Source organism: Paracoccus sp. S4493 (genome assembly GCF_000967735.1).
Lineage (GTDB): Bacteria > Pseudomonadota > Alphaproteobacteria > Rhodobacterales > Rhodobacteraceae > Paracoccus > Paracoccus marcusii.
This window is the reverse complement of record NZ_JXYF01000043.1, coordinates 20,338-33,355: the sequence shown is the minus strand read 5'-3', so window position 1 is coordinate 33,355 and position 13,018 is coordinate 20,338. Positions and strand designations below refer to the sequence as shown.

Annotated in this window: 10 protein-coding genes; 3 read left to right on the top strand and 7 right to left on the bottom strand. The window is 68.3% G+C overall.

Annotation, left to right across the window (positions count from 1 at the left end; all coding sequences use genetic code 11):
• Positions 1-77 precede the first annotated feature (77 nt).
• Entirely contained in the window at positions 78-2,513 is a 2,436-nt protein-coding gene (gene gyrB, locus TW83_RS08305; RefSeq protein WP_045982300.1) for a DNA topoisomerase (ATP-hydrolyzing) subunit B, read from the top strand.
• 173 nt (positions 2,514-2,686) lie between these two features.
• Entirely contained in the window at positions 2,687-3,424 is a 738-nt protein-coding gene (locus TW83_RS08300) for an outer membrane beta-barrel protein (protein ID WP_045982299.1), read from the top strand.
• 51 nt (positions 3,425-3,475) lie between these two features.
• Here TW83_RS08300 and pdeM read toward each other — a convergent pair whose 3' ends face one another.
• The 7 genes from pdeM to TW83_RS08265 form a co-directional block, all read right to left on the bottom strand.
• Positions 3,476-4,132 (bottom strand): ligase-associated DNA damage response endonuclease PdeM, encoded by a 657-nt coding sequence (gene pdeM, locus TW83_RS08295; RefSeq protein WP_045982298.1) that lies wholly within the window; start codon positions 4,130-4,132, stop codon positions 3,476-3,478.
• Positions 4,129-6,504, bottom strand: coding sequence for a ligase-associated DNA damage response DEXH box helicase (locus tag TW83_RS08290; RefSeq protein WP_045982297.1), 2,376 nt, complete (start codon positions 6,502-6,504; stop codon positions 4,129-4,131). Before TW83_RS08290 ends, pdeM begins: the two co-directional genes overlap by 4 nt.
• Positions 6,501-8,051 (bottom strand): cisplatin damage response ATP-dependent DNA ligase, encoded by a 1,551-nt coding sequence (locus TW83_RS08285; RefSeq protein WP_045982296.1) that lies wholly within the window; start codon positions 8,049-8,051, stop codon positions 6,501-6,503. The genes TW83_RS08290 and TW83_RS08285 overlap by 4 nt, the downstream gene beginning before the upstream one ends.
• On the bottom strand, positions 8,048-9,040 hold the full coding sequence (locus TW83_RS08280; RefSeq protein WP_045982295.1) for a ligase-associated DNA damage response exonuclease: 993 nt from the start codon (positions 9,038-9,040) through the stop codon (positions 8,048-8,050). The genes TW83_RS08285 and TW83_RS08280 overlap by 4 nt, the downstream gene beginning before the upstream one ends.
• A 59-nt stretch (positions 9,041-9,099) precedes the next feature.
• Positions 9,100-9,990 (bottom strand): DMT family transporter, encoded by an 891-nt coding sequence (locus TW83_RS08275; RefSeq protein WP_045982294.1) that lies wholly within the window; start codon positions 9,988-9,990, stop codon positions 9,100-9,102.
• A gap of 124 nt (positions 9,991-10,114) precedes the next feature.
• The gene (locus tag TW83_RS08270) at positions 10,115-10,414 is read right to left on the bottom strand and encodes an HU family DNA-binding protein (RefSeq protein ID WP_042246023.1); all 300 of its coding nucleotides are present in this window, start codon (positions 10,412-10,414) and stop codon (positions 10,115-10,117) included.
• A 147-nt stretch (positions 10,415-10,561) separates the two neighbouring features.
• Positions 10,562-12,046 carry an AMP nucleosidase gene (locus TW83_RS08265; protein WP_045982293.1) on the bottom strand — a complete coding sequence of 495 codons (1,485 nt, stop codon included), beginning with the start codon at positions 12,044-12,046 and terminating at the stop codon, positions 10,562-10,564.
• Positions 12,047-12,140: 94 nt separating this feature from the next.
• On the opposite strand from TW83_RS08265, the gene TW83_RS08260 reads away from it, so the two are divergent.
• The gene (locus TW83_RS08260; protein WP_045982292.1) at positions 12,141-12,992 is read left to right on the top strand and encodes an SDR family oxidoreductase; all 852 of its coding nucleotides are present in this window, start codon (positions 12,141-12,143) and stop codon (positions 12,990-12,992) included.
• Positions 12,993-13,018 lie beyond the last annotated feature (26 nt).

Here is a 13,018-nt window from a genome sequence, read left to right as displayed (position 1 = left end):
CGAAAAACCCAGCCAAAGCCGTGACTTTGCCCCTGCGAAGGCCTATATCAAGACATGACGAACAGAAAGCCCGACGCATGACCGACACCGCCGCCCAACCCGCTTTGTACGACGCCGATTCCATCAAGGTTCTCAAGGGTTTGGACGCCGTGCGAAAGCGTCCCGGCATGTATATCGGCGATACCGACGACGGGTCCGGCCTGCACCACATGGTCTATGAGGTCGTGGACAACGGCATCGACGAGGTCCTGGCCGGCCATGCCGACTTCGTGCAGGTCAAGATCCATGCCGACAGCAGCGTCAGCGTGCGCGACAACGGGCGCGGCATCCCGGTCGACATGCATGCCGGAGAAGGCGTCAGCGCGGCCGAGGTCATCATGACCCAGCTGCATGCGGGCGGAAAGTTCGACCAGAACAGCTACAAGGTGTCGGGCGGCCTGCACGGCGTAGGCGTGTCGGTCGTGAACGCCCTGTCCGACTGGCTGGAGCTGCGCATCTGGCGCAACGACAAGGAGCACTTCGTCCGGTTCGAGCGCGGCGACACCGTCAAGTCGCTGGTCGTGGTGGGCGATGCGCCGGGTGAAAGCGGGACCGAGGTGCGCTTCATGGCCTCGGCCAAGACCGTGCATCCGGACGGGACCTTCAGCAACCTGGACTATAGCTTCAAGACGCTGGAGAACCGCCTGCGCGAGCTGGCCTTCCTGAACAGCGGCGTGCGCATCATCCTGGAGGACGAGCGTCATGCCGAGGTCCAGAAGACCGAGCTGTTCTACGAGGGCGGCGTCAAGGAATTCGTGAAATACCTGGACCGGTCCAAGACCGCCGTCATGCCCGAGCCGATCTTCATCACCGGAGAGAAGGGCGGCATCGGCGTCGAGGTCGCGATGTGGTGGAACGACAGCTATCACGAGACCGTCCTGCCCTTCACCAACAACATCCCGCAGCGGGACGGCGGCACGCACATGGCAGGTTTCCGCGGCGCCCTGACCCGCGTGATCGGCAAATACGCGCAGGACAGCGGCATCGCGAAGAAGGAAAAGGTCGACTTCACCGGCGATGACGCGCGCGAGGGGTTGACCTGCGTGCTGTCTGTCAAGGTGCCCGATCCCAAATTCTCCAGCCAGACCAAGGACAAGCTTGTCTCCAGCGAGGTCCGTCCGGCGGTCGAGGGGCTGGTCGGCGAGAAGCTTGCAGAGTGGTTCGAGGAGAACCCGACCGAGGCCCGCCAGATCGTCGGCAAGATCATCGAGGCCGCCTTGGCCCGCGAGGCGGCGCGCAAGGCGCGCGAGCTGACGCGGCGCAAGACGGCGATGGACGTGGCATCCCTGCCCGGCAAGCTGGCCGATTGCCAGGAGAAGGACCCGGCGCTGTCCGAGCTGTTCATCGTCGAGGGGGATTCGGCCGGCGGTTCGGCAAAACAGGGCCGCTCGCGCCAGAACCAGGCCGTCCTGCCGCTGCGCGGCAAGATCCTGAACGTGGAACGCGCGCGGTTCGACCGGATGCTGGGCAGCGACCAGATCGGCACGCTGATCACCGCGCTTGGCACAGGGATCGGGCGTGACGAGTTCAGCCTGAAGAAGCTGCGCTACCACAAGATCGTCATCATGACCGACGCCGACGTCGACGGCGCGCATATCCGTACGCTGCTGCTGACGTTCTTCTTCCGGCAGATGCCGGAGCTGATCGAGGGCGGGCATCTCTATATCGCGCAGCCGCCGCTCTACAAGGTCGGGCGCGGCCGGTCCGAGGTCTATCTGAAGAACGAGGCCGCGCTGGAGGATTACCTGATCCAGCAGGGCGTGGAAGGAGCATCCCTGCGCCTGGCCTCGGGCGAGGAGATCACCGGCAACGACCTGGCCCGCGTGGTCGAGGAGGCGCGGGTGGCACGCCGCGTCCTGCGCGCCTATCCGACCCACTACCCGCCCCACATCACCGAACAGGCCGCGATCGCCGGGGCACTGGTTCCCGGCCGCATCGACCAGGACGCCCAAGGCGTGGCCACCGACATCGCCGCCCGCCTGGACCAGATCGCCGAGGAGTACGAGCGCGGCTGGCAGGGACGCCCGACCCAGGATGCCGGCATCCGCCTGTCGCGCACCCTGCGCGGGGTCGAGGAGAACCGCACCCTGGACGGCCAGATGCTGCGCAGCGGCGAGAGCCGCAGGCTGGGCGAGATGACCCAGGCCCTGCAGGATATCTATGCCAAGCCCGCGCGCCTCATCCGCAAGGATCGCGACCAGCCGATCCACGGCCCCCTGGGCCTGCTGCAGGCGGTGTTCCTGGAGGGCGAGAAGGGCCTGTCCCTGCAGCGCTACAAGGGACTGGGAGAGATGAACCCCGAGCAGCTGTGGGAAACCACGCTGGACCCCGTCGCACGCACCATGCTCCAGGTCCGCATCGAGGACGTGGCCGAGGCCGAGGACCTGTTCACCAAGCTGATGGGCGACGTCGTCGAACCTCGCCGCGAGTTCATCCAGCAGAACGCCCTGAACGTCGAGAACCTGGATACCTGAACGGCCCATGTTGCCCAAAGGTCACTGTCCATGCCCGTCACCGCGTGCAGGAACAGGGGCCAATGCGCGTTTTAATTGATCTTGGGCCGATTCTCTGCGCTGGATTGACCGGATATCATTTGCAGATCGGGCGCAGCCGGTGGGCGTGCCCCAGCTTTTCAGGAGTATCCCCCATGCGCCTCTTCGCTCTCTCCTCCGTCTCGGCCCTGGTCCTGGGGGCGGGCGCTGCCCTTGCCGGGGGCGTGGTGTCGCCCGTCGTCGACGTGGCACCGGTGACGGTGACACCCGTGGCGCCGATCGCCTCGGCATGGGGCGGCGCCTATATGGGCGGGTCGCTCGGCTATATCTTCGACACCGAGGATCAGGTGGGTTTCTCCGAGGTCATCGACGGTGAGGATGTGGGCCTGATCGGCGGGCTGGGTGATGTCGGCATCTCCGGCGCAACCGCAGGTCTGCAGCTGGGCTATCGCTGGCAGCGCGGCAACTGGGTCTTCGGTCCTGAACTGGGCGTCGAGTTCGGCTCGGTCGACGAAAGCATCGACATCGGCGATCCGCTGCTGGGCCGCGTCGAGAGCGAGATGAAGAACATCGCCACCCTGGTCATCAAGACCGGCTATGCGGTTAACCCGCAGACGCTGGTCTATGGCACCCTGGGCGTCGCCCGCGGTGATTTCGACTATACGCTGAGCACGGGCGACTTCTCGCAGACGCGCGGCTTCACCGCGACGGGTGCCGCGGGCGGCTTGGGCGTGGAGCGCATGATCAACCCGCGCACGTCGATCTTCGCAGAATACCAGTACCGCGATTTCGGCAACGAGCGGGTGGAATTCTCGGATGGGATCGACACCCTCTCGACCCGCGCCAGCATGACCATGAGCAGCGTCAAGATCGGCGCGAACTTCCGCTTCTGATCCCACCACTCAGGATGACGGGGGCCGGCCGCGATGCGTGCCGGCCCTTTTTCATGCGCGGCGACGCATGCCCACCGGCACCGGCAGGGCGCGCGCCCCGCAGGCGATTGCCAGCCCCTGCGGCACCAGCGCGGCCAGCGCCCTGTCCGTGACCTCCAGCCCGCCGGTATAGGCACCGAACGCGGGCAGGATCAGGTGGTCGCGGCCGACCAGGAAACACCGCCGCCGCTGGCCCGCCAGCCGGATGCAGGGGTGGTAATGGCCCGACACGTCCGGCCCCTGACCGGCCTCGTGGCGCAGGATCAGGCCGTCGTGCAGGTCCGCCGCGGTATCGCCGGGCAGGCGGGGACAGATCGCCCCGGGGTCGTGGTTGCCGCTGACCCAGATCCAGCGCCGGCCCTGGGCCATCGTGCGCAGCCGGTCGCAGACATCGTCAGGCAGCGCGCGCCCCGCCGCGTCGTCGTCGAACCCGTCCCCCAGGCTGACGACCACCGCAGGATCGGTCGCTGCGATCTCCGCCTGAAGGCGGTCCAGCGTCTCCAGCGTCTCATAGGGGGGCAGCAGGGCACCCCCGCGCCGCGCCATGCGTTCGGATTTGCCCAGATGCAGGTCGGCCACGATCAGCCAGCGCCGTTCCGGCCAGAACAGCGCACCGGTGGCCCGCGCCTGCAACGCCTGTCCGTCGAAATCGAAAGGGTGGAACGTCACGAAAGCCCTGCCTCTGCCATCAATGCCGCAGCCTCCGCCTCTGCCATGCGCTCGCGGCCCTGGCCGGCGATGGGCACGCGGCCCAGTTCCAGCATCAGCGGCGCGGCCAGGGGGGACACGCGATCCAGCATGCGGTGGTTCAGGCGGTCGGTGCGGTCCAGCATTTCCTCGATCCGGCCGAAATCCACAAGCCCCCGGCTGGCCTCGGCCGCGGTGATGCGCAGCATCAGGTGGTCCGGATCGTACTTGCGCAGCGTGTCGTACAGGATGTCGCTGGAAAACGTCGCCTGCCGCCCCGACTTGCGCGCGCCCGGCAGGTTGCGCTGGATCAGCCCCGCGATGGTCGCCACGTTGCGAAAGCTGCGCTTCATCACCGCATTGCTGGCCAGCCAGTCGCCCAGCCCCTCGCGCAGGCCGTCGCGATCCAGCAAAGGCGCGGGGTCGGTCACCGGGTCCAGCGACCAGATCAGCAGGGCGTAATCGGTGGCCAGGAACCCCAGGGGGGCCAGCCCAGCCTCCTCCATCAGCCGGGTCATCAGCAGGCCCAGGGTCTGCAGCGCGTTGCGCCCGGCAAAGCCGTAGACCGCCAGATGCCAGCGTCCTTGGTGGGGGAACGCCTCGGTCAGCAGGGTGCCGGGGCGCGGCAGGGTGCTGACGCGGGCCTGCAGCGCCAGCCAATCGCGGGTATCAGTGGGCAGGCCTGCATGGGCCGCCGGATCGCCGATCAGCGCCAGAACCCGATGGGATAGCTGCGTCGATGTGGCCAGCTTCATGCCCGAGAACGTGGCGATGCGGGGCTCCTTGGAGGGCTGTTTCGTGACCTCGACCACCATCTCGCGCAGCGCGTCGTATCGCACCGTCTGCCCGCCGATCAGGAAGGTGTCGCCCGGTGCCAGGGTCGCGGCGAACCCTTCCTCGACCTCGCCCAAGGGGGCGCCGCCGCGTCCGCGAAAGCGGACCTTCAGCATCTCGGCCTCAACGATGGTGCCGATGTTCATGCGCAGGTTTCGCGCCGCGCGCGGGTCGCGCAGGCGCCACAAACCATCGCGTTCCATCAGCCGCTGCCAGCGGTCATAGGCCCGCAGCGCATAGCCGCCGGTGGCTGCGAACGCGACGCAGTCATCGAAATCGGCGCGGGACAGGTCACGATAGGGCCCGGCAGTGCGGACCTCCGCGAACAGCCCATCGGCGTCAAAAGGCCCCGCGCAGGCGGTCAGCAGGATATGCTGGCACAGCACGTCCAGCGGCCCCGGCCCCCGATCGTCGCCGTCCAGATCGCGTTCGCGCACGGCCTGCAGGGCGGCCACGCATTCGATCACCTCGAAGCGGTTTGCGGGCACGATCCGCGCCCGCGACGGCGCGTTATAGCGGTGGTTCGCGCGCCCGATCCGCTGGACCAGCCGCTTGACATTGCGCGGCGCGCCGACCTGGATCACCAAATCGACCGCGCCCCAGTCGATGCCAAGATCTAAGCTGCCGGTCGCCACCACGGCGCGCAATTCGCCCGCGGCCATCGCGGCCTCGGTCTGGGCGCGGGCCTCGCGCGACAGACTGCCGTGATGCAGTCCGATGGGCAGGTTCGCGTCATTGGCGGCCCACAGCGCCTGAAAGAACAGCTCGGCCTGGGCGCGGGTGTTGATGAAGATGATCGTGGTCGTGGCCTGCGCCACGGCCTCCAGCACGTCCGGCACGGCGTAATGCCCGCCCGCGCCGGCCCAGGGCGGGGCCTTGGCGGTGGGCAGCATGGCGATATCGGGGTCGGGGCCGGGATCGGCGTGGATCACGGTGGCGCCGCCCATGAAGCGGGCCAGCCGCGACGGGTCCTCGACCGTGGCCGATAGGCCCGTGACCTGCAGGTCGGGCGCCAGCGCGCGCAGCCGCGACAGGGCCAGCATCAGCTGATCGCCGCGCTTGTTCTCGGCCAAGGCATGCAGCTCGTCCAGCACCACCCGGCGCAGGCCCCCAAAGATCGCGGGCGCCTGTTCATAGGACAGCATCAGGGCCAGCGATTCCGGCGTGGTCAGCAGGATGTCGGGCGGGTCCATGCGCTGGCGGGCGCGCTGGCTGGCGCGGGTGTCGCCGGTGCGGTCCTCGATGCGGATGTCCAGGCCCAGATCGGCGACCGGACGCGACAGATTGCGCGCGATATCCGCCGTCAGCGCCTTCAAGGGCGAGACGTACAGCGTGTGCATCCCCCGATGCGGCGCGGTCAGATCGACCAGCGAGGGCAGGAACCCCGCCAGCGTCTTGCCGCCCCCGGTCGGCGCGATCAGCAGGCTGTCCTCCCTGGCCTCCAGCAGGGCCAGCTGATGCGGATGCGGCTGCCAGCCCTGCCGGGAGAACCAGTCCTGGAACGCGGGGGGCAGCGTCACGGGATCATGTCCTTCAGCGTCTGCAGCCGGTCGGCCTCGGCGGCGGGCTTGTCCCATCGGATGCGGCTGATGCGGGGAAAGCGCATCGCGACCCCGGACTTGTGGCGCGGAGAGGCGTTCAGCCCCTCGAACGCGACCTCCAGCACCAGCTTGGGCGCAACGGAGCGCACGGGGCCAAAGCGTTCGGTGGTGTTGTTCCGAACGAACCGGTCCAATTCTCGCAGCTCTTCATCGGTGAAGCCGAAATAGGCCTTGCCGACGGGCACCAGCACCTCCCCGTCCCACAGGCCGAAGGTGAAATCGCTGTAGAAGCCCGACCGCTTGCCATGCCCGCGCTGCGCATAGAGCATCACCGCATCCACCACCATCGGGTCGCGTTTCCACTTGAACCAAGGCCCGCGCGGGCGGCCGCCGACGTAAGGACTGTCGCGGCGCTTGATCATCACGCCTTCGATCACGATCGAGGGCGGGTCGGCGCGCAGGGCCGCCAGATCGTCCCAGGTCTGGAAAGGCAGCAATGGCGACAGGTCGATCCGGTCGCTGCCGAAATCGGCGCCCTCCAGCACCGCGCGCCGCTCCTGATGCGGCAGGTCGCGCAGGTCGCGCCCTTTCCAGATCATCGCGTCATAGACCCGAAGGCCCGCGGGATGGCTGTCCAGCATCGCGCGCCCCACGACCTTGCGGCCCAACCGCTTCTGCAGATCGCCGAAGGGCGCCACGTCGGCGCCGCGCCGCACCAGCAGCTCGCCATCCAGCGCGCCGTCGAAGTTCAGCGCCTCCAGCAGGTCGGGAAAGGCCGTGCCTACATCCTCTCCGGTCCGGGAATAGAGGCGACGCGTGCCGCCGTCGTTGATGGCCTGCACGCGGATGCCGTCCCATTTCCATTCAGCGATGTAATCGGCGGGATCGAAGGCGCGCAGCTGATCCAGATCGACCGGCGTGGAGAGCATCACCGGACGGAAGGGCGCACGGGCCGCGTGTTCGGGGCGCGCGCCCCCCGCGATCCAGTCGAACAGCGGCTGATAGGGGGGCGTCAGGCCGTGCCAGATCTCCTCGATGTCCTTAACCTCGGGGGGGCCCATCTCGGCCAAGGCCATGCGCGCCATGCGGGCGGACAGGCCCACGCGCATGTTTCCCGTGGCCAGCTTCAGAAAGGCCAGCCGCTGCGACGGGCCAAGCCGGTCCAGCATCGCGGTGATCGCCGCAGGCAGCCCCGCACGGCCCGTGTCGCGCAGGAGCGCCACCGCATCCCGCAGGGGCACGTCCTGATCCTGGTCGGTGTTCCACAGCAGCGCGATGGTCTCGGCCAGATCGCCCACGAAATCATAGGACATCGCGAACAGCTGTTCGTCCACCCGCCCCGCCATCAGCCCGCGCAAGAGGCCCGGCGTCACCGCCCTGAGCTTCAGATCACCGGTCAGCGCGGCCAGCGCATATCCGCGGTCGGGGTCGGGCGTGGCCTCCAGGTAATGGCGCAGCAGGCGCAGCTTGGCGTTGCGCGCGGCGGTGAAGGCCAGCCGTTCCAAGAGATGCGCGAAGGCCTTCATTCCGGCTCGTCCTCATATCCGATCAGGCGCAGGGGGCGGGACGCGATGCCCTGCAGCGCGCACCAGCGCATCAGCCCATCCTCGGTCCCGTGGGTGATCCAGACCTCCTGCGGGGCCAGTTCCGTGATGGTCTGCGTGACCTGCGGCCAGTCGACATGGTCGCTGATGACCAAGGGCAGCTCCACCCCCCGCTGCCTCGCCCGCGCGCGCACCGTCATCCAGCCCGAGGCAAAGCCGATCACCGGGTCGCGGAAGCGCTGGACCCAGGCACTGGCAAAGGCCGAGGGCGGCGCGATGACCAGCTGGGCATCGACCTGTTTCGCGGTGGCGGGGACCAGCGGGCCCAGGTCGATCCCTTGTTCCACGTGAAAATCGCAGAGTCGCTGCAGCGCGCCATGGATGGCGATGGGGCCGTCGATCCCGGCCTGGCGGGCCAGTGCGATGACCCGCTGCGCCTTGCCCAGGGCATAGGCGCCGATCAGGTGCTGGCGTTCGGGAAACTCGGCCATGCTGGCGATCAGCTTGGTCATCTCGGTCAGCGGGTCGGGGTGGCGGAAGACCGGCAGGCCGAAGGTCGCCTCGGTCACGAAGATGTCGCAGGGCACCGGCTCATAGGGGGCGCAGACCGGGTTTGGGGCGCGGCAGTAGTCGCCGGACACGACGATCTTGGGGCCGCGGTCGGGCATCACGGCGATCTGGGCCGAGCCCAGGATATGGCCCGCGGGGTGAAAGCTGACCTGCACGTCGCCAATGCGGGCCACCCCTTGGGCGGCCTGGCGGCTGCCGGTGAAATCCTCGCCATAGCGGATCGCCATGATGTCCAGCGTCTGCTGCGTGGCCATGACGGCCCCATGACCCGCACGGGCGTGGTCGCCATGCCCGTGCGTGATCAGCGCGCGGGGCACCGGGCGGACCGGGTCGATGTAGAAATCGCCGGGCGGGCAATAGAGCCCGGCCTCGGTCGGGTGCAGGATCTGGTCGGGACGCATGGCACCATCATCGCAGGGGTTGGCGCGGGTTCAACGCCGCCGATGGCCGCAGGGGTCCGTCAGCTGGGCGGCGGACGCTTGACCGGGGGCGCCTTGGACAGCTGCACCGCCAGGATGCCGGCCATGATGACCGCGACGCCGATCACGTCGCCCGCGCCCAGATCCTCGCCCAGGAACAGGGCGGCGGTGGCCACGCCGAAGAAGGGCGTCAGAAAGTGGAACGTCGCCGCGCGCACCGCGCCGATGCGCCCGACCAGCATGAACCACACCCAGGTCGCGACCAGCCCCGGCACGATCACCGTATAGAGGAACGCCACGACCAGGCGCGGGGTATAGGTGACGTCCCAGGGCTCGAACCAAGGCGCGATCAGGCCCAGGGTCACGGCGCCGACCAGCATCTGCAGGCCCACGATCATCATCACGTTGCCGCCCGAACTGGCGCCCCGCACGGTCAACGTGGCCACCGCCAGCGCCAGCGCCGCGACAAAGCACATGACGATGCCGGTCAGGTCGCTGCCGCCCTGCAGGCGCGCGCCCATGATGATCGCCACGCCCACCACGCCCAGGATCAGGCCGCCCACGCCCATCGGGCGCAGGCGCTCGCCCATCAGGCTCCAGCCCAGGGCGGCCACCATCAGCGGCATGGTCGCGGCGATGATCGAGGCCAGGCCCGCCTCGATCCACTGCATCGCGGTCCAGTTGAGGCCCAGGTACAGCGCGTTCTGGCACAGCCCCAGGATCAGAACGGCGCGCCACTGCGCCCGCGTCAGGGTGCGCCAGGTCTGCCCCATGGCCAGCGCGATCATCACGCCCACCACGCCCGACAGCGCAAAGCGCAGGGCCAGCGCCATCAGCGGCGGCGCCTCGGTCACGATCATCCGGGTCGAGGTGAAGGCCGAGGCCCACATCACCGCGAAGGCCAGACCCATCAGCAACGCGCGAAGATCCATGGACCAGGCCTTTCTTGCAGGTGATGCAAAACGGCTAGCAGAGCACCGCCGCGGGGTGAAGACATAAAGAAAAGGGGCCGTGCCCGATGGCACGACCCCGATCCGTCATCGCAGCATCTGCGGATCAGCTGTTGACGCTGTCCTTCAGGGCCTTGGCGATGGTGACCTTGACCTGCTTGTCGGCCGGCTTGGTCATCATTTCCTGGGTCTGCGGGTTGCGGACCTGACGCTCGGGACGGGCGCGGCAGGCGATCTTGCCGATGCCCGGCAGGGTCACCGCGCCGCCGCCGGCGACTTCGCGGGTCACGATCGCCACGATCGCGTCCAGAGCGGCCGAAGCGGATTTCTTGTCCGAGCCCATTTCTTCGGCGATCGTCGCCACCAGTTGGGTCTTGGTCATCGGTTTTGCAGCAGCCGTAGCCATGGTCCGTCTCCTCTTGCCCTGTTGCACCGGGCCCACAAATTGCGCCTTTTGCGGCATATCGCCTGCTACACACGGTTTTGACGGGCAGATCAAGCCTTTTTCGCCCCGCGCGCGAAAACCCGCGTTTGCTGGTGTTTTGCCGCCGCGCTACAGGAACGCCGTCTCGCTGAAGGACCGCAGCTTGCGCGAATGGATGCGCTCCAGCGGCATGTCGCGCAGCTTCTCCATCGCGCGGATGCCGATCAGCAGATGGTTGGCGACCTGCGTGCGATAGAAGTCCGTCGCCATGCCCGGCAGCTTCAGCTCTCCGTGCAGCGGCTTGTCGCTGACGCAGAGCAGCGTGCCGTATGGGACGCGGAACCGGAACCCGTTCGCGGCGATCGTGGCGCTTTCCATGTCCAGCGCGACCGCGCGCGACAGCGACAGGCGGTGGACCGGGCCGGACTGGTCGCGCAGCTCCCAGTTGCGGTTGTCGATGGTGGCGACGGTGCCCGTGCGCATGATGCGCTTCAACTCGTACCCGTCCAGTTGGGTGACCTCGGCCACTGCCTCCTGCAGGGCGACCTGGACCTCGGCCAGGGCCGGGATCGGCACCCAGACGGGCAGGTCGTCGTCCAGCACGTGATCCTCGCGCAGATAGGCGTGGGCCAGGACGAAATCGCCCAGGGACTGGCTGTTCCTCAGGCCCGCGCAATGGCCCACCATCAGCCAGACATGCGGGCGCAGCACCGCGATGTGGTCGGTGGCGGTCTTGGCGTTGGACGGGCCGACGCCGATATTGACCAGCGTGATCCCCTGCCCGTTCGCGCGTTTCAGGTGATAGGTCGGCATCTGCGGCAGCTTGGACAACGGCACGATCGTGTCATGGCCGTCGGTGATCTGCTGGTTTCCGGGGGCGACGAAGGCGGTATAGCCGCTGTCCGGGTCCGACAGGACGCGGCGGGCAAAGGCCTCGAACTCGTCGACATAGAACTGATAGTTGGTGAACAGGACGAAGTTCTGGAAATGCTCGGGCGCGGTCGCCGTGTAATGGGCAAGGCGCGCCAGCGAATAATCCACACGCTGCGCGGTGAACGCCGCCAGGTGCTGGCTGCCGTCGGGCATGGCGCCGGCCACGCCGTTCACGATGTCGTCGTTCATGGTGTTGAGGTCCGGCACGTCAAAGACGTCGCGCAGGCTGAAATCCAGAACGCCCTCCTGCGGGACGGCCAGGTCGCTCTGGGCGGCGACCGCGAAATGGACCGGCATGGGCGTGTCCGACAGGCCGATGGTCACGGGTACCCCGTGATTCTTGATCAGCAGGCCAAGCTGCTCGGTCAGATAATGCTGGAACAGGTCGGGGCGCGTCACCGTGGCCGCATAGACGCCGGGCGCGACCACATGGCCGAAGGACAGGCGGCTGTCGATCTTGCCATGCGTCGGGACGATCAGCCGCACCTCGGGGTAGAAGGCGCGATAGCGCGCGACGGGGGACGTGCCTTCCAGGATGGCGGTGAAATGGCCCAGCAGAAAGCCGGTCGCCTGGTCGTACAGCGCACGCAGATGGGCCACGGCCGCGGCCGCGTCGGTAAAGTCGCGGGGCGCCGCGGCGTCGGGGGTCTGGACCGGCAGAAAGCGGGCGTCTGTCGTCATCGGATCTGTCCTTCTTGCTGCGCCGACCCTGCCAGCGCGGCAGGCGGCAGGCAAGCGTCTGGCGCAGCCACGCGCGCGCCGTTACGGTGCCGTCATGAAGATGCTCGTTTTCGGTCACGGCTACAGCGCCGGCTTCCTGACACCCCTGTTGACCGCCCGCGGCTGGCAGGTCACCGGCACCACCCGCGACGACCCTGACCGCGTCGCGGCCGCAGGCGCCGTGCCCCTGCTGTGGCCCGGGTCGGAGGATGCGCTGCGCACGGCCATCGCCCGGGCCGACGCGATCCTGGTCAGCACCGCGCCCGGACCGGACGGCGACCCTGTTCTGGCCGCGTTCCGCGACGAACTGGCCCGCGCCCGGCCGCGCTGGCTGGGCTATCTGTCCACCACCGGCGTCTATGGCGACCGCGACGGGGGCTGGGTCGACGAGGATTCTGTCCTGGACGGGTCGGGTCCGCGCGGCCAGGCCCGCATCGCCGCCGAAGGCGCATGGCAGGACCTGGCCCGGGCGCATGACCTGCCGCTGCACATCTTTCGGCTGGCGGGAATCTATGGTCCCGGGCGCGGCCCGTTCCAGAAGGTCCGCGACGGCACCGCGCGGCGCATCATCAAGCCCGGTCAGGTCTTCTCGCGCATCCATGTCGAGGATATCGCCCAGGTCCTGCTGGCCTCGATCGACGCGCCCGACCCGATCGGCATCTACAACGTCTGCGACGACGACCCGGCCCCGCCTCAGGACGTGATCGCCCATGCGGCGACCCTGCTGGGCCTGCCCTTGCCGCCCGCGGTGCCCTTCGATCAGGCCGACATGACCCCGATGGCGCGGTCCTTCTATGGCGACAGCAAGCGGGTCCGGAACGACCGGATCAAGCGCGACCTGGGCGTGACACTGCACTATCCGGATTACCGGACCGGGCTGGCCGCCCTGCTGGCCCAGGGCGCGTGAGGCCGCGCGCCGCATTGCCTTTGCCC

Coding starts and splice junctions, on each gene's coding strand:
- TW83_RS08275 (WP_045982294.1), bottom strand. CDS start 9,990: ATGGATCTTCGCGCGTTGCTGATGGGTCTGGCCTTCGCGGTGATGTGG.
- TW83_RS08260 (WP_045982292.1), top strand. CDS start 12,141: ATGAAGATGCTCGTTTTCGGTCACGGCTACAGCGCCGGCTTCCTGACA.
- gyrB (WP_045982300.1), top strand. CDS start 78: ATGACCGACACCGCCGCCCAACCCGCTTTGTACGACGCCGATTCCATC.
- TW83_RS08270 (WP_042246023.1), bottom strand. CDS start 10,414: ATGGCTACGGCTGCTGCAAAACCGATGACCAAGACCCAACTGGTGGCG.
- TW83_RS08280 (WP_045982295.1), bottom strand. CDS start 9,040: ATGCGTCCCGACCAGATCCTGCACCCGACCGAGGCCGGGCTCTATTGC.
- TW83_RS08300 (WP_045982299.1), top strand. CDS start 2,687: ATGCGCCTCTTCGCTCTCTCCTCCGTCTCGGCCCTGGTCCTGGGGGCG.
- TW83_RS08285 (WP_045982296.1), bottom strand. CDS start 8,051: ATGAAGGCCTTCGCGCATCTCTTGGAACGGCTGGCCTTCACCGCCGCG.
- TW83_RS08265 (WP_045982293.1), bottom strand. CDS start 12,046: ATGACGACAGACGCCCGCTTTCTGCCGGTCCAGACCCCCGACGCCGCG.